At 65.0% G+C, this 23,639-nt stretch carries 25 protein-coding genes and 1 pseudogene; 8 read left to right on the forward strand and 18 right to left on the reverse strand.

What is annotated here, in order from left to right; translation table 11 throughout:
• Window positions 1-130 precede the first annotated feature (130 nt).
• Entirely contained in the window at window positions 131-1,237 is a 1,107-nt protein-coding gene (locus IYY11_RS08145) for a cupin domain-containing protein (RefSeq protein WP_196403406.1), read from the forward strand.
• 38 nt (window positions 1,238-1,275) lie between these two features.
• On the opposite strand, the gene IYY11_RS08150 is transcribed toward IYY11_RS08145, so the two are convergent.
• The 4 genes from IYY11_RS08150 to pdxH form a co-directional block, all read right to left on the reverse strand.
• A complete protein-coding gene (locus tag IYY11_RS08150) occupies window positions 1,276-2,370 on the reverse strand; it encodes a histidine phosphatase family protein (RefSeq protein ID WP_196403407.1) in 1,095 nt (364 codons plus the stop codon).
• A gap of 238 nt (window positions 2,371-2,608) precedes the next feature.
• Window positions 2,609-2,863, reverse strand: a complete 255-nt coding sequence (locus tag IYY11_RS08155; RefSeq protein WP_018406540.1) for a hypothetical protein — start codon at window positions 2,861-2,863, stop codon at window positions 2,609-2,611.
• Window positions 2,864-2,935: 72 nt separating this feature from the next.
• Window positions 2,936-3,532, reverse strand: coding sequence for a TIGR02301 family protein (locus IYY11_RS08160; protein ID WP_196403408.1), 597 nt, complete (start codon window positions 3,530-3,532; stop codon window positions 2,936-2,938).
• Window positions 3,529-4,143, reverse strand: a complete 615-nt coding sequence (pdxH, locus tag IYY11_RS08165) for a pyridoxamine 5'-phosphate oxidase (protein ID WP_196403409.1) — start codon at window positions 4,141-4,143, stop codon at window positions 3,529-3,531. The genes IYY11_RS08160 and pdxH overlap by 4 nt, the downstream gene beginning before the upstream one ends.
• A gap of 101 nt (window positions 4,144-4,244) precedes the next feature.
• Between pdxH and IYY11_RS08170 the strand changes: the two genes are divergently transcribed.
• Both IYY11_RS08170 and IYY11_RS08175 read left to right on the forward strand, forming a co-directional pair.
• Complete coding sequence (locus IYY11_RS08170; protein WP_196403410.1) at window positions 4,245-4,694, forward strand: RT0821/Lpp0805 family surface protein; 450 nt, start codon at window positions 4,245-4,247, stop codon at window positions 4,692-4,694.
• 1 nt (window position 4,695) lies between these two features.
• On the forward strand, window positions 4,696-4,980 hold the full coding sequence (locus tag IYY11_RS08175; protein ID WP_196403411.1) for a hypothetical protein: 285 nt from the start codon (window positions 4,696-4,698) through the stop codon (window positions 4,978-4,980).
• Here the strand turns inward: IYY11_RS08175 and IYY11_RS08180 are convergent.
• The 6 genes from IYY11_RS08180 to mutM form a co-directional block, all read right to left on the reverse strand.
• Window positions 4,977-6,401, reverse strand: a complete 1,425-nt coding sequence (locus IYY11_RS08180; RefSeq protein ID WP_196403412.1) for an FAD-binding oxidoreductase — start codon at window positions 6,399-6,401, stop codon at window positions 4,977-4,979. The two genes, IYY11_RS08175 and IYY11_RS08180, sit on opposite strands and share 4 nt — an antisense overlap.
• 337 nt (window positions 6,402-6,738) lie before the next feature.
• Window positions 6,739-8,007, reverse strand: a complete 1,269-nt coding sequence (locus IYY11_RS08185; protein ID WP_196403413.1) for a class I SAM-dependent RNA methyltransferase — start codon at window positions 8,005-8,007, stop codon at window positions 6,739-6,741.
• The gene (locus IYY11_RS08190) at window positions 8,004-8,732 is read right to left on the reverse strand and encodes a TlyA family RNA methyltransferase (RefSeq protein ID WP_246719770.1); all 729 of its coding nucleotides are present in this window, start codon (window positions 8,730-8,732) and stop codon (window positions 8,004-8,006) included. The genes IYY11_RS08185 and IYY11_RS08190 overlap by 4 nt, the downstream gene beginning before the upstream one ends.
• A 2-nt stretch (window positions 8,733-8,734) precedes the next feature.
• Entirely contained in the window at window positions 8,735-9,547 is an 813-nt protein-coding gene (locus tag IYY11_RS08195) for an ABC transporter permease (RefSeq protein WP_196403415.1), read from the reverse strand.
• On the reverse strand, window positions 9,544-10,308 hold the full coding sequence (locus IYY11_RS08200; protein ID WP_196403416.1) for an ABC transporter ATP-binding protein: 765 nt from the start codon (window positions 10,306-10,308) through the stop codon (window positions 9,544-9,546). The genes IYY11_RS08195 and IYY11_RS08200 overlap by 4 nt, the downstream gene beginning before the upstream one ends.
• A 40-nt stretch (window positions 10,309-10,348) precedes the next feature.
• Complete coding sequence (mutM, locus tag IYY11_RS08205) at window positions 10,349-11,218, reverse strand: bifunctional DNA-formamidopyrimidine glycosylase/DNA-(apurinic or apyrimidinic site) lyase (protein WP_196403417.1); 870 nt, start codon at window positions 11,216-11,218, stop codon at window positions 10,349-10,351.
• A 108-nt stretch (window positions 11,219-11,326) separates the two neighbouring features.
• On the opposite strand from mutM, the gene ubiE reads away from it, so the two are divergent.
• From ubiE to IYY11_RS08220, 3 genes and pseudogenes are all read left to right on the forward strand, one after another.
• Window positions 11,327-12,097 (forward strand): bifunctional demethylmenaquinone methyltransferase/2-methoxy-6-polyprenyl-1,4-benzoquinol methylase UbiE, encoded by a 771-nt coding sequence (gene ubiE / locus IYY11_RS08210; RefSeq protein WP_196403511.1) that lies wholly within the window; start codon window positions 11,327-11,329, stop codon window positions 12,095-12,097.
• 138 nt (window positions 12,098-12,235) lie between these two features.
• Window positions 12,236-13,801 carry a 2-polyprenylphenol 6-hydroxylase gene (gene ubiB, locus IYY11_RS08215; RefSeq protein WP_196403418.1) on the forward strand — a complete coding sequence of 522 codons (1,566 nt, stop codon included), beginning with the start codon at window positions 12,236-12,238 and terminating at the stop codon, window positions 13,799-13,801.
• 27 nt (window positions 13,802-13,828) lie between these two features.
• Window positions 13,829-14,622: pseudogene (locus IYY11_RS08220) on the forward strand (SDR family NAD(P)-dependent oxidoreductase).
• 3 nt (window positions 14,623-14,625) lie between these two features.
• Here IYY11_RS08220 and IYY11_RS08225 read toward each other — a convergent pair.
• From IYY11_RS08225 to IYY11_RS08260, 8 genes are all read right to left on the reverse strand, one after another.
• A complete protein-coding gene (locus IYY11_RS08225) occupies window positions 14,626-15,063 on the reverse strand; it encodes an FKBP-type peptidyl-prolyl cis-trans isomerase (protein ID WP_196403419.1) in 438 nt (145 codons plus the stop codon).
• Window positions 15,064-15,125: 62 nt separating this feature from the next.
• Window positions 15,126-16,127, reverse strand: a complete 1,002-nt coding sequence (locus IYY11_RS08230; RefSeq protein ID WP_196403420.1) for an adenosine kinase — start codon at window positions 16,125-16,127, stop codon at window positions 15,126-15,128.
• A gap of 160 nt (window positions 16,128-16,287) precedes the next feature.
• The gene (locus tag IYY11_RS08235) at window positions 16,288-16,818 is read right to left on the reverse strand and encodes a hypothetical protein (RefSeq protein ID WP_196403421.1); all 531 of its coding nucleotides are present in this window, start codon (window positions 16,816-16,818) and stop codon (window positions 16,288-16,290) included.
• Window positions 16,819-17,005: 187 nt separating this feature from the next.
• A complete protein-coding gene (locus IYY11_RS08240; protein ID WP_196403422.1) occupies window positions 17,006-18,433 on the reverse strand; it encodes a glycosyltransferase family 1 protein in 1,428 nt (475 codons plus the stop codon).
• Between the two features lie 10 nt (window positions 18,434-18,443).
• A complete protein-coding gene (locus IYY11_RS08245; RefSeq protein WP_196403423.1) occupies window positions 18,444-19,433 on the reverse strand; it encodes an NAD-dependent epimerase/dehydratase family protein in 990 nt (329 codons plus the stop codon).
• Window positions 19,434-19,452: 19 nt separating this feature from the next.
• Window positions 19,453-20,436 carry a GDP-mannose 4,6-dehydratase gene (gene gmd / locus IYY11_RS08250; protein WP_196403424.1) on the reverse strand — a complete coding sequence of 328 codons (984 nt, stop codon included), beginning with the start codon at window positions 20,434-20,436 and terminating at the stop codon, window positions 19,453-19,455.
• Between the two features lie 212 nt (window positions 20,437-20,648).
• Window positions 20,649-20,993 carry a YidB family protein gene (locus IYY11_RS08255; RefSeq protein WP_196403425.1) on the reverse strand — a complete coding sequence of 115 codons (345 nt, stop codon included), beginning with the start codon at window positions 20,991-20,993 and terminating at the stop codon, window positions 20,649-20,651.
• Between the two features lie 167 nt (window positions 20,994-21,160).
• Entirely contained in the window at window positions 21,161-22,099 is a 939-nt protein-coding gene (locus IYY11_RS08260; protein WP_196403426.1) for a TIGR00730 family Rossman fold protein, read from the reverse strand.
• 122 nt (window positions 22,100-22,221) lie between these two features.
• Between IYY11_RS08260 and IYY11_RS08265 the strand changes: the two genes are divergently transcribed.
• Complete coding sequence (locus tag IYY11_RS08265; protein ID WP_196403427.1) at window positions 22,222-22,968, forward strand: YebC/PmpR family DNA-binding transcriptional regulator; 747 nt, start codon at window positions 22,222-22,224, stop codon at window positions 22,966-22,968.
• Window positions 22,969-23,011: 43 nt separating this feature from the next.
• The gene (locus tag IYY11_RS08270; RefSeq protein WP_196403428.1) at window positions 23,012-23,632 is read left to right on the forward strand and encodes a TetR/AcrR family transcriptional regulator; all 621 of its coding nucleotides are present in this window, start codon (window positions 23,012-23,014) and stop codon (window positions 23,630-23,632) included.
• The last annotated feature ends 7 nt before the right edge of the window (window positions 23,633-23,639 follow it).

Here is a 23,639-nt window from a genome sequence, read left to right on the forward strand (position 1 = left end):
AGCCGCGGCTTGTCGCGCGCGATCCGAGCAGGCATGCTCGCAAGCTGAGCCGTCGCGATTCAGAATCAGCCGATGTGCTTGTCATGCGACGAGAGATTGCGACACACAGTCAGAATAGCGGGGGCTGGTAATGTTCTCATTGACGATCCCGATAAGCTCGGAAGGCGGACACACGAGCTTCCATAACAATGTGCCCGATCCCGTGACCTCGGGCGCCGAGCTGCCGACGTTCAAGTTCGAGCTTGAAAAATCTCAAGGACGCGTCGACGGCGCCAGCTATGGCAAGGAAGCGACCGTCGCGCAGCTGCCGATCTCCAAGGATATCGCCGGCGTTTCAATGCGCATGGAGCAGGGCGTCATGCGCGAGCTTCATTGGCACGCGACCGCCGCCGAATGGGGCTTCGTCACCGAGGGACGGGTGCGCACCACCGTCATCGATCCGGCGGGATGCTCGGAGACCAATGACTTTGAGGCGGGCGATCTTTGGTATTTTCCGCGCGGCCATGGCCATGTCATCGAGACGCTGGGAAAAGACCTGTGTCATTTCATCCTCGTCTTCGACAACGGCTATTTCTCCGAATTCGGCACCTTCAGCATCAGCGACTGGCTCGGCCATGCGCCCAAGGAGCTGCTCGCCAAGAATTTCGGCGTCCCGGCGTCGACCTTCGACAGTTTCCCCAAGCAGGAAGTCTATTTCGCACGGGGCAATAATCCGCCGGAGACCCCCACGCGACCGTTGCAGGGATGGAAGCCGCCGCCGCTCACCCACAAATACAGCCTTCTGTCGCAGAAGCCCTTCGAGACGTTCCCCGGCGGAATCGAGTGGCGCGTCGACGGCTCGCAATTCCCGATTTCGACGACGATGACCGGCGTCGTTCTGGAAATGGAGCCAGGCTCGCTTCGCGAACTGCATTGGCACCCCAATGCGTCCGAATGGCAATATGTGCTGAGCGGCCAGCTTTGCGTCACGCTGTTTGGGTCAAAGGGCCGCTGGCGCCAGGAGACGTTCTCGAAAGGCGACGTCGGCTACATTCCACAGGGCATGGGTCATTCGCTCGAAAATGTCGGGACCGAGACGGTGCGCGTGCTGATCGTCTTCAACAACGCGCATTATCAGACGATCGATCTGTCGCAATGGATCGCCGGCAATCCGACGGACATTCTCGCGACGAATTTCGGGCAGGATCCGTCGGTCTTCGAGAAATTCCCGCGCAGGGACGTCTTTATGACGAAATAGCCGGAGAGGCGCGTGCGAGCGCGCCTCGAGCGCGCCCATCACTTGCTGACCTTTCGCAGCAGCGCCTCGAGCCCTTCGGGGAAAATCAGATCGTGCGAGACCGCGATCTCGTCCGCGCTCCACCAGCGCCAGCCGAGCACATGGATTTTTTCCTCCTCGGTCAGGTCGCGCGGCTCGATCGCGAAGCGTTCGGTGCGGATGAGAAAATAGCGCTCTGCCGCCTGATGCCAGTCGTCGCCGATCTCCATCGGAAATTCGCGCGTCGCGACGACCGGACCGGGATCGAGAAGGGTGAGGCCCGTCTCTTCATAGACCTCCCGACGCAGCGCCGACTCGAAGTCCTCGCCTTCCATGACCGCGCCGCCCGGCGTCGCCCAGAAGTGATGATGTCCGAGCGCCAGAAAATGCGGCGTGAGCCCGCCGGCGTAGCGCATCAGCAGGACGTCGTTATCCTGATCGACGATCAAGGCGCGCGCGGCTTCGCGGCGTGGCAGTTCGCGGCCGTCCCATGGCGCGGCGATTTCGGCGCGTCCCTCCGGCGTCGCCCAGTCGACGAGCGACCATTTCCCGTCCTCATAAGCGATCCAATTCGGCGTGGCGTTGAGCACCGGATGCTCGCGCTTTTCGTCGAGCCTCTTGCCGGCGGCGAGGCGCCAGGCGATGTCGAGCACGCCCGCATGGGCGACGACGAGCACGGTCTCGCCGGCGCTTTCCCGGGCGATCTGGGTCAAAGCCCGGCGCACCCGCTCGGCGAAATGTTCCAGGCTTTCGCCTTGCGGCGCGGCGAAATCCGGCCGGCGCGTCAGATAGTTCGGATAGATGTCGGCGTGCGTCGCCTGCACTTCCGCATGGGTGTGGCCCTGCCAAACGCCGTCGTCTTTCTCGCGCAGCGCTGGGGTCTTGGCGACGTCGAGGCCGCGCGCGCCGGCGATCGGCGTCGCTGTCGCGAGCGCGCGACGCAGGTCGCTCGAATAGACTCTGTCGAAATGCGCGCCGGCGAGCTCCTTCGCCAGGGCGGCCGCCTGCGCGCGTCCGCGGGCGTTCAGCGCAATGTCGAACTGGCCCTGAAAGCGCCTTTCGATATTCCAGTTGGTCTCGCCGTGTCGTGCGAGACACAGAAGCGTGCGGGGCATGTCGTTTCGGATTTAAGGCGCAGGAGTCGCTGTGCAAAGCCGCCGGGCGTCTACGCCCGCGGCGTCCGGCGTTCTAGGGCCTTGCAGTGCAAAAGTCAGTCCGCATTCGCGGGGACGCGGCGAATAACCGCAAGCGACTGGCGCGCGCTACGCAAAAGTGGCGGCGATTTCGGCGCAGAGCCCGCCCTAAACTTTTGAGATTGATCCGCATTCGGACGTTGACCACATCCAGCGTGATCTAATGTCTCAAGCCGGTGGTGAATTCCCCCGCCCGCAGCCTCGCGGGCAGCGTTTCCGCGAACACCGCCACCGATTCCTCGCCATAGGTGGCCACCAGTTCGCGCAACGCCGCGCAGAGGGCGGCATGCGCGAAGGAATCGCTTTCGATCCCCGCGAGAATCGCCTCGGCGAAAGCCTCGGTGACATAGGCGAGGGCGGCTCGGTGCTGGTCCCCGCCCAAGTCGTAGAGCGAGGCGACGTTCAATTCGTTCATGACGCCACTCTAGAGAAGCCGCCCGCGCCGCGCGAGGCGACGCTCGCCGGAAGGTTAATTTCGCGAGTCCGCTTAGGGGTTTCCGTAGCGATAGGTGATGTCGCGGGTCAGCCGGGACGCCTCAGCGAGATAGCGGGAGATCACCGTCTTGGCGTTGGGCGTGCAGGCCCGATAGGTCAGCTCATAGCCGCGAAATCCGTGGTTGAACGACGCCATGAGCCTCTGGCGGCGCGCGCCGCTGGGGGCGTCGGCGTCGAGCAGCGCCGACATCTTCCCCCGCCATTCCTCGCCGTCGCCCGACCCGCAGAGGTCGCGCAGGAAGGCCAGCGCGCCGAGGACTTCCGAGAGCCGCGTGATCTGGGGATCGTAGGGCGGCGGCGGCCCCTCCGGTCCGCTTGGCGCCGCCGGCGCGCCGGTGGTTGCTGGCGCGCCGGGGGATTGTTGATTTTGACGCTTGGTTTGGGTCTGCGCGGCGCCGTCCCGCTTGCGCGGCGGCGGACGTTCCGACCGTCTCGGCGCGCTGGGCGCGCGTCGGGCGCGGCGGGGGCCGTCGTAGCCGCCGCCGAAAAGGAAATCGAAAGGATCCTGCGCGGCGGCCTCGGCCGAAAAAAGCGCCGCGGCCGCCGCCACAACGAGCGCCGCCGTCGCGCGCTTTGCTTGCCCTGTCATGGATAGAGCCGCTCCTTTTGCCAATCTTGACCCGGCTCGGCCCGGAAAAAGCGGACGCGGTCGTGGAGCCGGAACGGCCGATCGGACCAGAATTCCATCGCGACCGGCGCAATTCGAAAGCCGCGCCAATAAGGCGGGCGGGGAATGCCGCCCACCGCATATTTGGCGGCGAAGACGGCGACGGACTTTTCGAGCGCGAACCGGCTTTCCAGCGGGCGCGACTGTTGGCTCGCCCACGCGCCAATGCGGGAATCGCGCGGCCGGCTGGCGAAATATTCGTCCGCCTCGGCGTCGCTGACGCGGCTGACGGGTCCGCGCAGCCGCACCTGCCGGCGCAGCGACTTCCAGTGAAAGAGCCCCGCCGCCTGCATGTTGGCCTCGAGTTGGCGCCCCTTGGCGCTCTCGGCGTTGGTGTAGAAGACGAAACCCTCTGGCGTCCATTCCTTCAGGAGCACCATGCGCGCGTCGGGCAGGCCGTGCGCGTCGGCCGTCGCCAAGACCATCGCCTCGGGATCGTTCGGCTCCTTGAGTTGAGCCTCCTGGAACCATTGACCAAACAATGCGAAAGGTTCGGCGGCCTCGACAAAGTCACCCGACGTTAACGCGTTCAAGCGAGAGTCCTTTCTCAAGCCGATTCAAAGATCGGCGCTTCAAAGGTGGCGCTTTGCAGTTCCAGTGCGTCAGACATACCGCCGCTTGCGTCATTGCTCAAATGTCGCGCGGCGCAAGGCTCATTGTCCTGACGGCGACGGCCGGCGGCCTCGCCGGCTGTTCGATCGCCGTGCCCATGGCCTCCGACCCTTCCGTCATGTGGAATTCGGAACGCGTCGCGTCGGACGTCACAAGCGCGATTCCAAAATCTCCTCCCAAACTGTCCGGCGCGCTCGATTCGGAAGATCAGCGCCGCGCCATCGCCGCGCTGAGCACCGCGCTCGATCCGCAAGGAAGCGGGACGAGCGTCAATTGGGACAATCCGCAGAGCGGCGCGAAGGGCTCCTTCACCCCGGTGGGCCAGGCCTATCCGCTGGAAGGCAGAATCTGCCGCGCCTTTCATGGCGACATCGTCGTGAAAGAAACTGAGGAAAGCCTTCAGGGCGCGGCCTGTCGGGAAAAAACCGCTGAATGGGCGCTCACCGAGGTGAAACGTTCCAGGAAAGGATGACATGTCGGCGCGCTTCGGCAAATGGCTCATTGTGACGACCATCGCCGCGCTCCTGGCGATTCCGGCGTTCTTTTTCCTTTCGCGCGCCATCACGGCCTGGCGGCAAGGCTACGACTGGGCGGAAATGGATTGGGACGACAAGGGCCATACGTCGATGACGGATTTCCTGCGCGCCGCCGACGTCGGCAAGCGGCCGGTCGACGTCAATGGCCAGTCTTGCGTCGAATATTTCATCTACAGGGACGGGATCACGGTGAAGATCGTCTGTCCGCAACGCCGAAGCTAAAGCAACACGCCCGGATTGAGGATGCCGTTGGGGTCGAGCGCCGCCTTGATGGCGCGCATGGCGTCGAGCGCAACGGGGTCTTTCGTTTCGCGCAATAAATCGCGCTTCAGCCGTCCGATTCCATGTTCGGCGGAAATCGAGCCGCCGAACTCATGCACGACGCCGTGGACGATGGCGTTGACCTCCGCCCAGCGCGCGATGAATTCCGCTCTATCGGCGCCGACAGGCTGCGAGACATTATAGTGGATGTTGCCGTCGCCCATATGGCCGAAGGGCACCGGCCGCGCCAGCGGGAAAGCGTCGCGCAGCCGTCGCCCAGCCTCCTCGATGAAGCGCGGAATCGCGTTCACCGGAACGGCGATGTCGTGCTTGATCGAGCCGCCTTCGCGCTTCTGGGCTTCCGACATGCTTTCGCGCAGCTTCCAGAGCGCGCGCGCCTGATCCAGCGATTGCGCCAGGGTCGCGTCCTGGGCCAGATCGGCGTCGATGGCGGCGGCGAGAATCTCGGCTGCGGCGCGCTCGGCTTCGCCATCGGCGAAGGCGGCAAGCTCGATCAGCGCATACCAGTCGTGCGGCTGCGCCAGAGGATCGCGCGCCCCAGGAATGTGACGCAGGACGAGTTCGAGGCCCTGCCGCGACACGAGTTCGAAGGCGTGGAGCATCGGACCCGCACGGCCTTTGACGAAGTTCAGCAGCAAAAGCGCCTGAGCTGGATCGCGGAGCCCGAGAAAGGCGACGGCGTGGGAGCGCGGGGGCGGGAAAAGCTTCAGCGTCGCGGCGGTGATGACGCCGAGCGTGCCTTCCGAACCGACAAACAGGCGCGTCAAATCGTAGCCGGTGTTGTCCTTGCGCAGGGCGCCGAGGGTCGAGAGCAGCCGTCCGTTGGCAAGCGCGACCTCGACGCCCAGCACCAAATCGCGCATCGAGCCATAGGCGAGGACATGCACCCCGCCGGCGTTGGTCGCGAGATTGCCGCCGATGGTGCAGCTGCCTTCGGAGGCCAGCGAAAGCGGGAAGTAGCGGTCGGCGGCCTGCGCGGCGTCTTGCGCCTGCGACAGCGTGACGCCGGCCTCGACCGTCATCGCGTCGGCCGTCGCGTCGACGGCGCGAATCTGATTGAGACGTTCGAGCGAGAGCACGACGGATGCGCCGGCTGGGTCGGGGGTTTGTCCGCCGACGAGTCCGGTGTTGCCGCCCTGGGGCGTTACGGACGCGCCGGTTTCGTTGCACAGCGCCAGGACGCCGGCGACTTCTTGCGGGCTTCCTGGCTTGAGAACGCAGAGCGCGCGGCCATGATAGAGGTCGCGAGGCTCAGCCAGGTAAGGGGACATCGCCGTCGCATCCGTTACGACGGCCGCCTCGCCGACGATGGCCGCGAGACGAGAAAGCAAAAGAGGCGCGTCAGACCGATTGGCTGTCACAGTCAGTAAGATGCGCCCTTTTTGTCGCGCTGTCCTTAGCGATAGGGACGGCGGCGATCATCTTTGCGGCGGGCGTAGACATAAGCGCGCGCGGCGACAGGCGCGCTTGCGAGGACGATACTGCATAATGTCGCGGCGATAAGCGCATTCATCATGACGTTCTCCTTCCAGACCTCGGAAATCATTGAATTTCCGGCTACGCTGGAGCACTCGCAAATCCTATGCCTGATTTGGGCGCCCGGCAACTCCGCTCTGCCAGAACCCGGCCGCGCCTCTGCGTTTCTTGACTGTCCTGTGACATTCTTGGCACGCAAGAGCGACGCCGGCGCCGACAATTTCATCCAAGCAGACGCCGTTTTGCGGATTTGCGTCCACTCGACTTCTCAAAAACGGCTGCGATCTCGACATGCGCGGCATAGCGGAACTGATCGAGCGGCGTGATTTCCCGGATGACGTACCCGCCTTTGAGCAAAATTGCGGCGTCGCGGGCGAAACTTTGTGCATGGCAGGAGACGGCGACGACGATCGGAACTTCCGATCGCGCGATTTCAGCCGCCTGAGCGGCGGCCCCGGCGCGCGGCGGATCGAACACGACGGCGTCGAACTCATTGAGTTCACTGGCGCTGAGCGGACGCGTGAAGAGATCGCGGGCGACGCCTTCGAGTGCGCGCAGACCTGGCGTCGCATGCGCCGCGGCGCGCATCGCCGCGAGTGCGCCGGCGTCTGTATCATAGGCTTTCACTTGCGCGCGCCGCGCCAGCCGAAGCGCGAAGGCGCCGACGCCGCAAAACAGATCGGCGAAGTTTTGCGCTTTCGCCGTCGCGCTCAGAACGCGGGCCGCGAGCGTTTCTTCGCCTGCCTCCGTCGCCTGCAGGAAAGCGCCAGGCGGAAGCGTGAGCGTCGCCTCGCCGATTTTGATCTGCGGCGCCCGGCGTAGGGCGATAAGCTTGCCGTGATTCGTCAGCCGCGCGAGATCATGCGCGTCAGCCGCGGCGAGCAGCGCACGGATTTCGAAATCGTCGAGCGGCCCGGCGCCGCGCAGCTCCACGTCGAGGCCGCCGAGGGTCGCCGTGACGGCGATGTCGAGCGGCTTGCCCCGCGGCGCGAGAATTGCGGCGATCGCGCGGGCGGCGGGCAGCGCGCCGGCAAGTTCGGGCGCGAGCAAGGGGCAGGCCTCGATCTCGACGATGCGATGCGAACGCGCCGCCATATAGCCGACCTGCGCCTTCCGGAAGTCAGATCGCGCGTGAAACGTCACGCGCCGCCGGCCGGCGCCATGCGCGTCGACGGTCGGCGCGACGTCGAGCGTCAGCCCCGCATTGGCGAGCGCCGTTTCGACGAGGCTGCGCTTCCAGTCCGCATAGGCGTCGGCGCGCAGCGTTTGAACGGCGCAGCCGCCACAATCGCTAAAGTAAGGACAGATCGGCGCGATGCGCTGCGGCGACGCTTCGACGATGTCGACGAGGCGGGCATGCTCGCCGTCGACCTCCGCCGTCACGGTCTCGCCGGCCAGCGCATAAGGAATGAAGACGCGCCGCGCGCCGAGCAGCGCCACGCCCTCGCCGCGATTGCCAAGCCGTTCGACGCGAAGACGCTCCACGCTCATGATCGTGCCGCGTGAATCAAAAATTCGCGATTGCCGTCGCCGCCCTCGATCGGGGAAGGAATGACGCCGCTTACACGCCAGCCCAAAGCTTCGATGTCGCCTTCGATGCGCGCGCAAACCTGTGCGTGAATCTTCTCGTCGCGCACCACACCCTTCTTCACCGCAGCGCGCCCGGCTTCGAACTGCGGCTTGATCAGCGCGAGAAGATCGGCGCGCGGCGCGGCGCGCGAAAGGACCTGCGGCAGCAGGACGCTAAGCGAAATGAAGCTCGCGTCGATCACGATCAGGCTCGGCGGCTCAGCAAGATGCGCGGCCGTCAGCGTGCGCGCGTCCTGCCCTTCAAGCGATGTCAGGCGCGGATCGCCGCGCAACCGCGCATGAAGTTGCCCGTGACCGACGTCGATGGCGACGACATGGCGCGCGCCGCGCGTCAGCAGAACGTCGGTGAATCCGCCCGTCGAAGCGCCGACGTCGAGACAGAAGCGCCCCGTCGGATCGACGCTGAACTGTTCAAGCCCATGCGCAAGCTTCACGCCGCCGCGCGACACCCAGGGGTAAGCCGCCTGCGCGACAATATGCGCGTCGGCGGCGATCGGCTCGGAGGGCTTTTTGACGATGCGGCCGTCGACGGTGACAAGCCCGGCCTCGATCGCCTCGCGCGCTTTGGCGCGACTCTCGAAAAGCCCGCGCGCATGGAGCGCCGAGTCGGCGCGGCTCGCGGCCATCGTCATTCTCCCGTCTGCAGCAGCGTGCCGGCGCGCCGTGCGCTTTTCAGCAGCAGGCCGAACGCCGCCGATGCGGCCGCGAACAACACGACGTCGATCGCGAAGCCCTGCGCCAGCAGATCCCAGCGGACGACGTGATCGATCAATACGCCGCGCAGACCTTCGAACACATAGGTCGGCGGCAGCATCCACGAAATCGGCTGCAGCCAGTTGGGCAGCGTGGTCACAGGATAATAGACGGCGCCCAGCGGCTGCACGAAGAACATCAGCGACCAGACGAGGTTTTCCGCGCCAAGTCCATAACGCAGCAGAATGCCGGAGACGAAGAGGCCGATGCTCCAGGCGAAAAGCATCAGCACGACGAAGAAAGCGGCGAAAGCGATGCCGAGCGCCCAGAGATTGAAGCCGAAGAACAGGATCGCAAAGATCGTGACGGGAAGGACGCCGACGGCCAATCGAATGAGGCTCAAGGCCACAAGCGCGCCGACGAATTCCGCCGGCCGCAGCGGGCTCATCAGAATGTTGGGGAGATTGCGCGACCACAATTCCTCGATGAAGGAGAAACAGAAGCCCTGTTGTCCGCGCAGCAGAATGTCCCACAGAAGAATGGCGCCGATCAGCGTGCCGGCGGCCTGCGCCGCCCCGCCAGGGGCCGCGAGAGCGCCGGCGCGCACGAGATAGGTCTGCAGAAATCCCCAGGTGAGGAGCTGGACGGTCGGCCAATAGATGATGTCGAGCACGCGCGTATAGGACGCGCGCAGGAGATAGGCGTAGCGCAGCACCATCGCGCCGATGCGCTTGACGGAAACATTCATGCCGGGGCTCCGTCGACGCGGCCGCGGGCGACGTCGAGAAATACTTCTTCGAGCGTGTCGCGGCCATAGCGCGCCAGGAGGCTTGCGGGCGAATCATCGTCGACGAGCGTCCCGTCCTTCAACATCAGGACACGGTCGCACAGACGTTCGACCTCGCTCATATTGTGGGACGCGAGCAGAATGGCGCAATTATGCGTGCGCCGATGCGCCTCTAACCGCGCGCGCACCCAGTCCGCCGTGTCGGGGTCGAGCGACGCCGTCGGTTCGTCCAGCAGCAAGAGCTGCGGGTCGTTGATCAGCGATTTGGCGATGGCCACGCGCGTCTTCTGGCCTGCGGACAGGCGCCCGGTCTGGCGGTCGAGGAAATCGCCCAGCGCCAGATCCTTCGCAAGCTGTTCGATCTTCGCGTTAAGATCCGCGACGTCGTAGAGCATGCCGAAGACGCGCAAATTTTGTCGCACGGTGAGGCGATGGGGCATGTCGACATAGGGACTTTCGAAGTTCATCCGACCGAGCGCGCCGTAGCGCTCGCGCGACATGTCGCAGCCGAAAGCGTGGACCGAACCTTGGGTCGGTTCGATCAGCCCCATCACCATGCCGATCGTCGTGGTCTTGCCGGCGCCATTGCCGCCGAGCAGCCCGCAGACGGAGCCGGCCTCCAGCGAGAAATCGAGTGGGCCGACCACCCGGCGATCGCCATAAGTTTTAGAAAGGCCGGCGACGGCGAGCGTCGGCTTTGGCGCGACTGCATTTTGGGACATGGGGGTTATTAAGCTCGCCGCGGGCCGCCTCGCAAGGGCGTTACTTCTGACAGCCGGGACAATAAAACGTCGAGCGGCCGGATTGAACGACGCGCGTGATCGTTCCCTTGCAGCCCGGGGTCGGGCAGGCGGCGCCTTCGCGGTCGTAGACGCGGAAACTGTGCTGGAAATAGCCGAGCGAGCCGTCGATCTGGCGATGATCGCGCAAGGACGAGCCGCCGGCCTTCAGCGCATCCGTCAAGACATCCTTGATCGCCTCCGGCAGCCGCGCCAGCGCCGCCGTCGGCCGGCCGCTGGCGAGAACGAGCGAGCCCGCGGCGCGCAGCGGCGAAATATGGGCGCGATGCAGCGCCTCGCAGACGTAGATGTTGCCGAGGCCGGCGATCAGGCGCTGGTCGAGCAGCAGCGCCTTCGCCGGCGCCGCGCGTCCGCCAAAGGCTCGGGCAAGGAACGCGGCGTCGAGCTCGCCGTTCAAAGGCTCGACGCCGAGGCCGCGAAAGAGCTTGTCCTCATCGATGGCGTGCGTGGCGATGAGCAGCATGTAGCCGAAACGGCGCGGGTCGTTGTAGACGACGCGCCGCCCATGATCGAGATGCAAGACGACATGGTCATGCACGGCGTTTTTGTCGCGCTTGTGGTGAAACGCGCCTGGCGTTTCTTCATCGATCCGAAACGAGCCGCTCATGCCAAGATGCATGATCAGCGAATGGCCGTCGTCGAGATCGGCGAGGAGATATTTCGCGCGCCGGCGAAGGTCGAGAACGCGCCGGTCCTGAAGACGCGCGGCGAAGCGCTCGGGGAAAGCAAAGCGCAGATTGTGGCGTCTCAGTTCGACGCGCTCGATCGTCGCGCCGACGAGCGCGGGCGCCAATCCCCGTCGCACGGTTTCGACTTCGGGCAGCTCTGGCATGAAGTGGATTGACCCCGTCAGACAGCCGGCGGGCTGGGGCGGCGCGGGCGTAGCCACCGGCTCGGCGACAGGCTATACCCTCCCCTTCCTTCCTCGTCACCCGAGCGCCTGATGATTGATCGAACTTCCGAGCGAGAGGGCTCGACCCATTTCGGCTATTCCGAGGTCCCCTTGAACGAGAAACAGGGCCTCGTCGACGACGTCTTCCACAAGGTCGCCCGGCGCTACGATATCATGAACGACCTGATGTCCGCAGGTATGCACCGGCTGTGGAAGGACACGCTCGTCGCCAAGGTCAATGCGCGGGGGCGCACGGGCTTTCGCCATCTCGACGTCGCGGGCGGCACGGGCGACGTCGCTTTTCGTATCTCCGCGAGCGCGGCGCATGACGCGGAAATCGTCGTGCTCGACATCAATGGCGATATGCTCGAAGTGGGCCGCGATCGTGCGCGCGAGCGCGGCGTTTCCGGCGTCGAGTTCGTGCAGGCCAATGCCGAATCGCTGCCGTTTCCCGACGCGCATTTCGACAGCTACACGGTCGCTTTCGGCATTCGCAACGTGCCGCGCATCGACGTCGCCCTCGCCGAAGCCCATCGCGTGCTGAAGCCCGGCGGCCGCTTCCTGTGCCTTGAGTTTTCGCAGGTCGCCGTTCCGGGCCTCGACAAGCTCTACGAAGCCTATTCGTTCAACGTCATTCCGGCGATCGGCAAGCTTGTCGCGGGAGATTCCGAGCCCTACCGCTATCTCGTCGAATCGATCCGCAAATTCCCGAGCGCGGAAGAATTCGAACGGATGATCCGCAAGGCGGGCTTTCGGCGCACGGGCTTCGAGCGGCTGACGGGCGGCGTGGTCGCGATCCATTCCGGCTGGAAGAGCTGATCTCAAAAGAGCGCGCTGCGAAAAAGCGGGACCCGGTTTTTCGCGTGACGCCGCGCTCTAATCTTTGGCTTCGATCACCTTATCTGCTTTTTGGGCGATTCCGCCCGACTGCAGCGTGATCTAAAGAGCGGCGGGTTCGTGATCCTTGGCGTCGGTCATTTCTATCGTCTGGCGCGCGCCGGCTATATCATGGCGCGCGAAGGCGTCTTTGCGCTCCTCGATCCGGCGCTGCTGCCGCCGGCCGCGGCGCCGCTGGTGCGTTTCGCCAATCTCTTCGCGGGCGGCAAGCGCGACGGCGCCGGGCGGGCGCTGGTGCGCGCGCTGGCGCAAATCGGCCCGTCCTATGTGAAGCTCGGGCAGTTTCTGGCGACGCGCCCCGACATCGTCGGGGGCGAGATCGCCGATGCGCTGACCGCGCTGCAGGACCGGATGGAGCCGTTCGGCCGCGACAAGGCCGTCGCCATCATCGAAAAGTCGCTGGGCCGCAGCATCGACGAGCTGTTTGTGTCGTTCGGCGAGCCTGTCGCCGCCGCCTCCGTCGCGCAGGTGCATGTCGCCCAGGCGCAATACAAGGAGGGCGTGCGCAAGGTTGCGGTGAAGGTGCTGCGGCCGGGCATTGAAGGCCGATTCGCGCTCGATCTGCGCGACATGTATCGCGTCGCGCGGCTGGCTGAGCGCTATTCGTCGGAAGCGCGCCGGCTGCGCATGATCGAGGTCGTCGATACGCTCGCGCGCACCGTCAGGCTTGAAACCGACTTTCGTCTCGAGGCGGCGGCCGCGTCCGAATTCGCCGACAATGTCGCCGGCGATCCGGAGATTCACGTGCCCAGCGTCGACTGGAGCCGCACCGATCGCGAAGTGCTGACGCTCGAATGGGTCGACGGCGTTCCACTCTCGGACATCGAGCGGGTCGCCGCCGAGGGCTATGACCTCAAGGCGATCGGCCGCAACGTGCTGCAGTCGTTCCTGCGCCATGCGATGCGCGACGGTTTTTTTCACGCCGACATGCATCAGGGCAATCTCTTCGTCGACAAGCGGGGCCGGCTGGTCGCCATCGACTTTGGCATCATGGGCCGGCTGGGCCTGAAGGAGCGCCGGTTCCTCGCCGAAATCCTCTATGGCTTCATCATTCGCGATTATAAACGCGTCGCCGAGGTTCATTTCGAGGCGGGCTATGTTCCCGCCAGCCACTCCATTGAGGAATTTTCGCAGGCGCTGCGGGCGATCGGCGAGCCGATGCATACGATCAACGCCGCCGATATTTCGATGGCGCGGCTGCTGACTCTGCTCTTCGAAGTGACAGCCCTCTTCGACATGCGCACGCGCACCGAACTGGTGCTGCTGCAAAAGACCATGGTCGTCGCCGAGGGCGTCGCCCGCGCCTATGATCCCAAGCTCGACATCTGGAAGACCTGCGACCCCGTGGTGCGCTCCTGGATCGAGGAGAATCTTGGCGTCAAGGCGAAGATCGAGGACGCCAGCAGAAGTCTCACGGAGCTGGCGAAGCTGGCGACGCGGCTGCCGCAGACATTGCAGGACGCCGAAACGGCGATCCAGCGGGTGAGCGAAATGTCGGAGCGCGGCGTCGATCTTTCGCCGCGCTCGATCGAGGCGCTGGGCGAGACGCGCCGAAGGTCGGACAGGACGCTGCTGATCGGACTCGTCTTAGTGCTCCTTGCCGCTATGTGGATTTTCGGGCGCTAAGCGGGCGTAGATCACGGAAGTCGCATTGTGCGGATCGACCTTTCCGGCAAAACCGCCGTCGTCACAGGCTCGACCGAAGGCATCGGCTTCGCCATCGCCAAGGGGCTGGCGGAGGCTGGCGCGGAGGTCATCGTCAATGGGCGCAAAAGTGCGACGGTCGAGGCTGCGGTCGAGCGCCTGCTCCAAGTTGCGCCCGCGCAAAAACATCGCGGCGTTGCTTCTGACCTCGGCGCCGCGTCGGGCTGCGAGGCGCTTGTCGCCGCCGCGCCCACCGCGGACATTCTCGTCAACAATGTGGGCATGTATGGACCAAAGGATTTTTTCGATACGAGCGATGAGGATTGGGAGCGCTATTTCGCCGTCAATGTGATGTCCGGCGTGCGCCTTTCGCGTTCCTATCTGCCGCAGATGCGCAAGAAAGGCTGGGGCCGGGTCCTGTTCGTCTCGTCCGAATCGGGGCTGAACATTCCTGTCGAAATGATCCATTACGGCGTGATGAAAACCGCGCAGCTTAGCCTTTCGCGAGGGCTTGCGAAGCGCATGGCGGGATCGGGCGTGACGGTGAACGCCATATTGCCGGGACCGACGCTTTCCGAAGGGGTTGCGGAGATGCTCGAGGCCGAACGGGGAAAGCCGGCAAGCCGATTGAAATCGTCGCGACGGAATTCGTGACGTCGCAAAGGCCGACATCGATCATTCAGCGCGTGGCGAGCGTCGAGGAAGTCGCAAATCTTGCCGTTTATCTCGCCTCGCCCCTGTCGTCGGCGACGACGGGGGCGGGACTGCGTGTTGACGGCGGCGTCGCCGAGTCGCTGATCTGAGCGCTACTTCACCCCGACCAGCTCGACATCGAAGATCAGCCAGGCGTTCGGCGGAATGACGCCGCCGGCGCCGCGCGCGCCGTAGCCGAGTTCCGGCGGAATGACCAACGTGCGCTTGCCGCCGACCTTCATGCCTTCAACGCCTTCGTCCCAGCCCTTGATCACCTGACCCTGGCCCAGCCGGAATTCGAACGGTTGGCCGCGATCATGCGACGAGTCGAATTTCTTGCCCTTCTCGCCATTGTTGTAGAGCCAGCCGGTGTAATGCATGACCGCGGTCTGGCCGATCTTGGGGGTCGCGCCGGTCCCGACCTTCGCGTCCTTATACTGAAGGCCGGTCACGCTTTTCGTCATTTCCGCTTCCGCGCGCGCGTCAACGGTGAGCGCGAGGCTCGCGACTGCGGCGACGGCGGCCAGCAATGTTTTGGAGACAAGGCGCATCTTTCGTTCCTCCAGCTTGTTTGAATCGCCGATCGAGCGCCTCACGTCGAGGAAACCCGAACTTATTCCAGCACGCCCGTGTCGCGGGCGAGCTGCAGCAAATCCTTCTGCGGCCGCGCGCCGACATGAGAGATGATCTCCGCCGCGGCGAGCGCGCCGAGCATCGCGCTGCGCTCATGCGGCAAGTCCTGCGTGTAGCCGGCGAGAAAACCGGCTGCGAACAGGTCGCCGGCGCCGGTCGTGTCGACGACCGCATCGACAGAACAGGCCGGCGCGGCGAGGGCGCTCGCGCCATTCGCGACGACGCAGCCCTTTTCCGACCGCGTGACGACGCCAAGCAGCCCGTCTTCGGCGCGCAGCGCCGCGAGCGCCGTCTCGAAATCCCCGGTCTGATAGAGCGCGTGCAATTCGCTTTCATTGGCGAAAACGATATCGACCACCCGATCGCGGATGAGAGAGAGAAATTCGCCGCGATAGCGATCGACGCAGAAACTGTCGGAAAGGGTGATCGCCACCTTGCGTCCATTGGCGCGCGAGATTTTCGCCGCCTTGAGGAAGGCCTCCTTCGCGCCGGGCGGGTCCCAGAGATAGCCCTCCATGTAGAGGACCTTCGCGCGCGCGACCGCCGCCTCGTCGATGTCCGTCGGGGCGAGCGCCTGACAGGCGCCGAGGAACGTGTTCATCGTGCGCTGGCCGTCCGGCGTCACGAAAATCAAGCAGCGCGCGGTCGCGGCGCCGTCGGCGGCCGCCGGCGTGTCGAAAGCGACTCCGGCCTTGCGGATGTCGTGCGCGAATTCGCGCCCCGCGGCGTCTTCCTTGACCTTGCCGACGAATCCCGCGACGCGCCCCAGGCTCGCAAGGCCCGCCATGGTGTTGGCGGCCGAGCCGCCGGAAATAACCGTCGTCGGGCCCATCGCCGTATAAAGTTCAGCGGCTCGCGCTTCGTCGACCAGCGTCATCGAGCCTTTGCGCAGTCCGGCCTGCAGCAAATCGTCGTCCTCGGCGCGCGCGATCGTGTCGACGATGGCGTTGCCAATGCCCAGAACATCAAATGATAAGGTCATGAGCGTCGTTAATCCGTTTAGGGAAGGCAATCGGGCGCCGGCGCGCCGCTGGCGCGTTGTTTAGCATTGCGCCGTGGTCCCGTCGATCACATGCGAGGCGTTCGCGAAATCCGCGAAACGCGGCGGCCGGGCGCCGCGCCGTCCGAGTATGGATTTGCGGCTATCGGCTAATCGGCGACAGGATCACCTCGATGATGATGACGAACAGCGCCGCGGCGAAGAAGGCCGGCGCCGGGCGCAGCGACACGTGCCGGAACACGAAGGCGTACATGAACACCATCCAAATCAGAATGGGAAAGAGCAGAAAGCGCAACAGCTTTTCGGTCGGCAAGGGCGGCGGCAGGGCGATGCCGAAGAGGAGGTGCAGGATAGTATAGACGAGCGCCGCGAGCCCGCTCATGATGGCGAGCGCCGTGGCGGTGCGCTGAAACTTTGCGTCCTCTTTCAGAACGCGCAGCAGGCCGTAGGTTCCGCCGTAGAGAAGGACGACGCTCAGCACGCCGTAGATCAGGCTCCCGAGCAGCGAGTGGTTGAACGACTGCGCGATCGCCTGGAGCACGCCATAGGCGCCGAAAGCGCCCCACATCAATTCGCGCGAATCCGGCAGCGAGAGCTGCGACGCTTCGAGATTGATCATCTTGAGCACGGTCTGCGGCGTCTGCTGATTGAGAAGCGGAATATTGATCGGCATGGAGAGCGTTTCCGTGTTTGGCGAGGGAGAAGGCGAAGGCCTTACCCGCATTTGGAAGCGAAAAGCCGTGTGGCCCAGCGCGCCGCAAGAGCGCTGGCCGGGCTGCACGGCCAATTGGCGCCTCTCTAACACGCTTTGAGGGAGCGCGGAAATCCGGCGTTCTCATGGTGCAACGCAAACCAGCAGGCTAGGGCAGGCGCCGGCTCCAGTCCTCACGCGCGACCACCTCGACGATGCGCCGCGCGGCGTCGCGCCAGGCGACGCGCAAGACCTGGTCCTGGTCGGCGAAACGGCGGCCGTCGAGAAAGTCGGCGATCGTCTCCGCCAGCGCCTTGGCGTCATTGACGCGGAAATAGATCGCGCCGGCCCTTCCGACCTCGCGAAAGACCGGGATGTCGCTGCAGATGACAGGGCGGCCGCGGCGCGCCGCCTCGACGATTGGCAGGCCGAACCCTTCGGCATAGGAGGGGAAGATCAGCGCCGCCGCATGGTCGTAGAGAAACGAAAGCTCGTCGTCGTCCGCATCGTCGAACCAGAACAGTCGACGGCCGAATTCCTGATGTCCGAGAATTTCGCTTGCCACCGCTTCTTCAAACCAGCCGCGCCGGCCGACGAAGACGATCCGAACGTCGCGGCCTCTCGCCCAGAGGTCTTCACAGGCGCGAAGGGCGACGCGCTGACCTTTGCGCGGTTCGATCGTGCCGACGGCGAGAAAGACCGGCGCATCGCCGGCGACAGCCGCTTTGATTTTGTCGCGCGGCGCGGCGTCTGCGCGCAGCGCAAGATCGGAGCCGCAGTGAAACCAGCCGATCTTGAGGCCGGGACGATGCGGCAGCCCTTGCGCAGCGACATAGTCGGCGAGTTCGTCGGCGACGGTTCGCGAAATCGCCAGGAAACTGTCGCTCTCAAGGAGCGCCTTGCGCAGCCAGGCGCGATAGCGCGGCACCGTCACTTCATGGCAGGCGTGCGGATAAAGCTCCGGAATGAGATCGAAGATGCAGGTGACGACCTCGCCGCCCGCGTCCCGAATCTTCGCAAAAATCGGCGCGAGTTCGTCGAAGGCGTTCCAGCTGTCAGAAAGCATCAGAAAGCGGTCGCCGCCGGCGATCGCGATCTCGGAGTCGGGCGCAGCGTCGCCGCCGACAAGTTCGGCGACGAAGCCGTTGGCGGTCAGCAGCCGGCCGCCCTCGCAGCGAACCGCCACCGCCGGCATATCGAAGCTTTCGCCGCTATAGAGGCCGCGCGTCACTTCCTTGACGACACGCTGAATGCCGGTGCCGGCGTCGCGCTTGATCGTTCCCGTCACATCGACCAGCAGCCTTCCCGCCGGCAGCGGCGCGCCTCGAGCGGCCGGCGCGACTTCACCGGACGCCGACGGCGTCGTCGCGTCGGGCGGCGGCGGACGAAAACGCGCGACGATAGCGTTGGCGGCGCCGGAGACGTACGCCTCAATTGGTCGGAGAAAGCGATAGACGTGGCCGGAGACCGAATAGATCAGCCGATAGCGCTCGTGGGTCAGATGCAGAAGTTCGGCGCGCAGATAATCGAGCTGAAATTCGAGCAGGCGGAGGCGTTCGCGGTCCTGCTCGGGTTCTCGGTTTTGCCGCTCGCTCATGACCGCTTGCTCATGACGGGGCCGTTGTGGCCTGCGCTTGGGCGGCGCGGGCGTCGTCGAGGAGCGCCTGCAGCATGTCGTCGATGTCGTGGCGGGGACGCCAGCCGGTCGCTTTTTTCAGTCTCGTCGCGTCGCAAGCGACGCTGGCGATGTCGCTTTCCGGGCGCAGCAGCGCCGGATCGACCTCGATTTCAAATTGCGCCCTTGCCTGACCGCGCAGCCGCTCGAGCAGCGCCTCCATGCGGTGCGCCCTGCCCGAAGCGATGTTGAAGATCGACACGGAGGCGGGCAGATCCCGCGCACTTGCGATCAGCCGCATATAAGCGTCGATGACGTCGCGCACGTCGAGGAAATCGCGGGCCTTGGAGAGATCGCCGACCATGAGGCGGGGCTCGGCGCGGCCGGTCTCGATCGCGGCGATCTGCGCGGCGAAGGAGGCGAGAGCGAAGTTGCGATTGCGCTGGCCGGGTCCGGAATGATTGACCGGGCGCGCCACGATGAGCCGCCCCTTGGGCGCCAGGAGATCGGAAAGCGCGCTCTCGGCGGCGACCTTCGAGCGGCTGTAGACGTCCACCGGCCGCAACGGGGCGTCCTCGTTCAAGACCCCGTCCCGAAAGCTCGCGCCATAGGCGGCCGCCGTCGAGGCGAAGAGAAACGCCGCGGATGGGCAGTGCCGGGCGACCGCCGCCCCGAGCGCGAAGGAGCCATGAAAATTCACCCGCCAGGTCATTTCGGCGGCGTGCAGCGCCTGCGCGATCGACGATTGACCCGCAAGATGCACGACGAGGTCGGGACGCATGCGCGCAATCAGCGCGTCGATCGCGGCTTCATCGACAAGATCTGCGATGGCTGCGGCGAACGCCTTATGGCCGCCATGTTCGCCGGGACGCAGCAGCAGCGACCGCGTCGCCTGCGGATAGGCCGCGGCCAAAGCGGCGCAGAGGTGGCCGCCGACAAATCCGGCGCCGCCCGTCACCAAGATGCGCTCGAAGGCGGCCATCGCGGGCGCCCTTTTCAGGTTAGGCCGACTCGCGCCGCAGCCGCTCGAGATCGGCGTCGACCATCTCGCAGATCATTTCGCGAAGATCGATCTCCGGCTTCCAGCCGAGAACCTGCCGCGCCTTGCTGGAATCGCCAAGCAAAACGTCCACCTCGGCCGGACGGTAGAACGCCGGGTCGATGATGACGAATTTCTCCATGTCGAGGCCGGCGTGCTCGAATGCGATGTGGCACATGTCGCGCACCGTGGTGGTGACGCCGGTCGCGACGACGTAATCGTCCGGCTTCTCCTGCTGCAGCATCAGCCACATGGCGCGCACGTAATCCTTGGCGTGGCCCCAATCGCGCTTGGCGTCGATATTGCCGAGCCGCAACTCCGTCGCGAGGCTGAGCTTGATCGCGGCGACGCCGGTCGTGACCTTGCGGGTGACGAATTCGACGCCGCGCAGCGGGCTTTCATGATTGAAGAGAATGCCCGAGGACGCGTGAAGGCCGAAGCTCTCGCGATAGTTCACCGTGATCCAATGGCCGTAGAGCTTCGCCACGGCATAGGGGCTGCGCGGGTAGAAGGGCGTCTTCTCGCTCTGCATCGGCTCCTGGATGAGCCCGTACATTTCTGAGGACGACGCCTGGTAGAAGCGCGCTTTGGGCGCGCCGAGCCGCATCGCTTCAAGCACATTGGTCACGCCGACGCCGGTGACGTTTGCGGTGAGGAGGGGCTGGCGCCAGGAAGACGCGACATAGGACTGCGCCGCGAGATTATAGATCTCATCCGGCTGGATGTCCTGCACGGTGCGCAGCAGGCTGGAGAGATCCGCGAGATCGGCGTCGTGCAAAGTCAGCTTGCCGCTGATGCCGAGCCAGCGCAGGCGATGGTCCTCGACGCCGCGGTGCGATGAGCGGCGCACCACGCCATGCACCTCATAGCCCTTGTCGAGGAGAAACTGGGAAAGATAGGCGCCGTCCTGTCCTGTAACGCCGGTCACCAGCGCGCGCTTGGTCATTAATGGTCCTGTTCAAAATGGCCGGCGGCCGTTGCGAAGGCGAACTCCGCGGCGGCGGCCTCGGGCGTTCTCGCCTCAGCCGCGAGCGGGCGCAAAGGGCGCGCGCGACGGAATTACAGAAACAGGGCGCCTGAAGCAAGAGCGTGGGCGGGAACAGGCCGGACGGCGGCGCGCGCCGCCGTCGGCAGTGTCGAGAATTGGCGTTGGAACGCTTACGCCGGTTTGTCGGGCGGCGGCAGTTTGCCTTCCGGCGTCGCCTTGTCGATCACTTCCGGCAAATACTGAGCGAGAAGCGCTTTCGCCTTGTCGATGTCGACGCCGGCGCTCTTGGCGATTTCCATCAGCTTATCGGCGTTGACCACCTTGCCGATGTCCATTTCGCTGATCTTTTCATTGGGACCGAGGCCGACCCAGGAGTGGATCTGCTTCCCCAGTCCGGAGTTCTCGAAATTCTTGACGACGCCGTCGAGGCCGCCCTGCTTCTCCACATAATCCTTAATAAGGTTGAGGGCTTCGGCGCCGATCACGCCGCCCGCGATGGCTTTAAGCCAACTCATGGTCATCTCCCTTTTTAAAAAAGCGCGCGCTTCGCGCCGCGTTAGCTGAGATAAGGCGGGGCATAGGCTTTACAATGGCAAGGGATTGGGCAGGCGATCGGGCAGGCGATCGGGCAGGCGATCGGGCAAGGGATCAGGCAGGGGATCGCCGGCACAGCCTAAGGCCTTCATTCAAATAGGAGATCCGCCTTGCGTTCGCCCCAGCGCCGGATTTCTTCCCAAATGTCAGGGGCGGTTTCGGCGTAGCGGAAAATATCGCGGTCCCTTGGAGCGATGACGCCCTCATCGACCAGAAAGTCGACGTCAAAGGCGCGTCGCCAATAGCTTTCGCCGACGAGAATGATCGGGATCGGCTTGACCTTGCCGGTCTGCACCAGCGTGAGCGTCTCGAACAATTCGTCGAACGTGCCAAAGCCCCCCGGAAAGGCGACCAGCGCCCGCGCCCGCAGCATGAAATGCATTTTGCGCAGCGCGAAGTAGCGGAAGCGCAGGCAAAGCGAGGGCGTGACATAGCTGTTGGGCAGCTGCTCGTGGGGGAGGGTGATGTTGAGCCCCACCGTCTCGGCGCCGGCCTCGAAGGCGCCGCGGTTCGCCGCCTCCATGATGCCTGGTCCGCCGCCGGTGACGATCGCCAGGCGCGGCTGGTCCCCGCTCTCGCGGGCGGCGCCGACGAGGCCGCCAAACTCGCGCGCGATTTGATAATAGCGTGAATTTTCGCGGGCGCGTTTCGCCGCCGCGAGCTGTCTGGCGAGGGCCGCGTCATTGGGATTGGCCGTCGCGCGCGCCTGCGATTCGGCGAGGCGGCTTTCCGCTAAAGCGGGCTCGACGATGCGAGTCGAGCCGAAGACGACGATCGTATCGGTGACGCCATGGCGTCGCAGCAGCAGTTCGGCCTTGAGATATTCGAGCTCCAGTCGGGGACCGCGCGCTTCGGCCGACGTCAGGAAATGAATGTCCTCGTCGGCCTTGCGATAGGACGGACTGGAGAGGATCGCCTGCAGGCGCTTGGCGGCGGCGAGGTCCGGGATGTGCGGCGCCGGGAGTGCGGACGCGGCCGGCCCATCGGGCTCAGGCCGAGAATTTCGCTCTTCATCGCTTGCGCTCAATCATACTCTCCTTTGGCGCCATACTCTCCTTGGCGCTTTTCTTTATTTCCGGATACGTCCGGCGTATATCACCCGCCGGACGCCGGACGGCGAAGATTGATCGAGGAGCGGGGCGGGAGCGCATGGCCGGGCATAGTCAATTCAAGAACATCATGCACAAGAAGGGCAAGCAGGACGCGATCCGCTCCAAGCTGTTTTCAAAGCTCGCCCGAGAAATCACCGTCGCCGCCAAGATGGGCATGCCCGACCCGAACATGAACGCGCGGCTGCGCGCCGCCGTTCTCGCCGCCCGGGCGGAGAACATGCCAAAGGACAACATCGAACGCGCGATCAAGAAGGCCTCGGGCGCGGACGCCGAAAATTACGATGAAGTGCGTTACGAGGGATATGCGCCCGGCGGCGTCGCCGTCATCGTCGAGGCCCTGACCGACAATCGCAACCGCACGGCCGGCGAGGTGCGCTCCTATTTCACCAAGGCTGGCGGCGCGCTCGCCGAGACCGGCGCCGTCTCTTTCATGTTTGACCGTGTCGGCCTCGTCGAATTCGATAAGAAGGCGGCGACGGAGGACGCGATGATGGAGGCGGCCATCGAGGCCGGCGCCGACGACGTCTCGACGACCGATGAGACGCATGAAGTGATCACGTCCGTCGAATCGCTGCGCGACGTCGCCAAGGCTCTCGAGGAGAAATTCGGCGAGCCGCGCAAGGCGGCGCTCGTCTGGCGCCCGCAGAACACGATCAAGGTCGACGATGAGTCCGGCGAGAAAATCCTCAAGCTCGTCGGCGCGCTCGAGGATAATGACGACGTTCAGACCGTCTACGCCAATTTCGAGGTCTCCGACGCGCTGGTCGCCAAGCTCTCGGGATAGCCCGGCGACGGGGCGATGACGCCGATCCGCGCCGGGGTGAGAGATGCACAATAAGCGAGGCTATCACCACGGGTCGCTCAAACAGGCGCTGATCGACGCCGCTTTGGACATTCTCGCCGAAGGCGGGCCATCGGCGCTGACGCTCACCGAGGCGGCGCGCCGCGCCGGCGTTTCGCCCGCCGCCCCCTACCGTCACTTCAGCGGACGCGACGCGCTGATGAGCGAGCTGGCGCGCCGCGGTTTCGAGACCTTTGGCGCACGAATTGAAACGGCATGGGACGAAGGCCGGCCCGACGCCAAGAGCGCGATGCGGGCGATGTGCGCCGCCTATCTCAAATTCGCGCGGGACGAACCGGGGCTTTACGCTGCCATGTTCGCGCAGGCGAAGACGCTTGCCGATCCCGGCGCGGGCGGCGCCGCCGACCATGCGCTGGAGATTCTTTGGCGCGCCGTGGTGGCCTGGCTGCAGCAGGCGGGCGCGCCGGCGCAGGGCGCGCGCTACGCGGCGCTGCAAATATGGTCGCTGGCGCATGGCGTCGCGATGCTGACCATCTCCGGCCATTTCGATCCCGTCAAAAGCGCGGATCCGGCGCTGGTGCTCGAGAGCGCCGCGCAAGGCGTCATGGAGAGCGCTGCGGCGCGCGCCAAAGCCGCCCCAACCTAATCTCTTA

It is taken from the genome of Methylocystis sp. H62 (assembly GCF_015709515.1).
In the GTDB taxonomy this organism is placed as follows: domain Bacteria; phylum Pseudomonadota; class Alphaproteobacteria; order Rhizobiales; family Beijerinckiaceae; genus Methylocystis.

Bases quoted from the DNA above. Each gene is read 5' to 3' on its own strand.
- IYY11_RS08145 (WP_196403406.1), top strand. From the start codon at position 131: ATGTTCTCATTGACGATCCCGATAAGCTCGGAAGGCGGACACACGAGC.
- IYY11_RS08150 (WP_196403407.1), bottom strand. From the start codon at position 2,370: ATGCCCCGCACGCTTCTGTGTCTCGCACGACACGGCGAGACCAACTGG.
- IYY11_RS08155 (WP_018406540.1), bottom strand. From the start codon at position 2,863: ATGAACGAATTGAACGTCGCCTCGCTCTACGACTTGGGCGGGGACCAG.
- IYY11_RS08160 (WP_196403408.1), bottom strand. From the start codon at position 3,532: ATGACAGGGCAAGCAAAGCGCGCGACGGCGGCGCTCGTTGTGGCGGCG.
- IYY11_RS08170 (WP_196403410.1), top strand. From the start codon at position 4,245: ATGTCGCGCGGCGCAAGGCTCATTGTCCTGACGGCGACGGCCGGCGGC.
- IYY11_RS08175 (WP_196403411.1), top strand. From the start codon at position 4,696: ATGTCGGCGCGCTTCGGCAAATGGCTCATTGTGACGACCATCGCCGCG.
- IYY11_RS08185 (WP_196403413.1), bottom strand. From the start codon at position 8,007: ATGAGCGTGGAGCGTCTTCGCGTCGAACGGCTTGGCAATCGCGGCGAG.
- IYY11_RS08190 (WP_246719770.1), bottom strand. From the start codon at position 8,732: ATGGCCGCGAGCCGCGCCGACTCGGCGCTCCATGCGCGCGGGCTTTTC.
- IYY11_RS08195 (WP_196403415.1), bottom strand. From the start codon at position 9,547: ATGAATGTTTCCGTCAAGCGCATCGGCGCGATGGTGCTGCGCTACGCC.
- IYY11_RS08200 (WP_196403416.1), bottom strand. From the start codon at position 10,308: ATGTCCCAAAATGCAGTCGCGCCAAAGCCGACGCTCGCCGTCGCCGGC.
- mutM (WP_196403417.1), bottom strand. From the start codon at position 11,218: ATGCCAGAGCTGCCCGAAGTCGAAACCGTGCGACGGGGATTGGCGCCC.
- IYY11_RS08225 (WP_196403419.1), bottom strand. From the start codon at position 15,063: ATGCGCCTTGTCTCCAAAACATTGCTGGCCGCCGTCGCCGCAGTCGCG.
- IYY11_RS08230 (WP_196403420.1), bottom strand. From the start codon at position 16,127: ATGACCTTATCATTTGATGTTCTGGGCATTGGCAACGCCATCGTCGAC.
- IYY11_RS08235 (WP_196403421.1), bottom strand. From the start codon at position 16,818: ATGCCGATCAATATTCCGCTTCTCAATCAGCAGACGCCGCAGACCGTG.
- IYY11_RS08240 (WP_196403422.1), bottom strand. From the start codon at position 18,433: ATGAGCGAGCGGCAAAACCGAGAACCCGAGCAGGACCGCGAACGCCTC.
- IYY11_RS08245 (WP_196403423.1), bottom strand. From the start codon at position 19,433: ATGGCCGCCTTCGAGCGCATCTTGGTGACGGGCGGCGCCGGATTTGTC.
- gmd (WP_196403424.1), bottom strand. From the start codon at position 20,436: ATGACCAAGCGCGCGCTGGTGACCGGCGTTACAGGACAGGACGGCGCC.
- IYY11_RS08255 (WP_196403425.1), bottom strand. From the start codon at position 20,993: ATGAGTTGGCTTAAAGCCATCGCGGGCGGCGTGATCGGCGCCGAAGCC.
- IYY11_RS08265 (WP_196403427.1), top strand. From the start codon at position 22,222: ATGGCCGGGCATAGTCAATTCAAGAACATCATGCACAAGAAGGGCAAG.
- IYY11_RS08270 (WP_196403428.1), top strand. From the start codon at position 23,012: ATGCACAATAAGCGAGGCTATCACCACGGGTCGCTCAAACAGGCGCTG.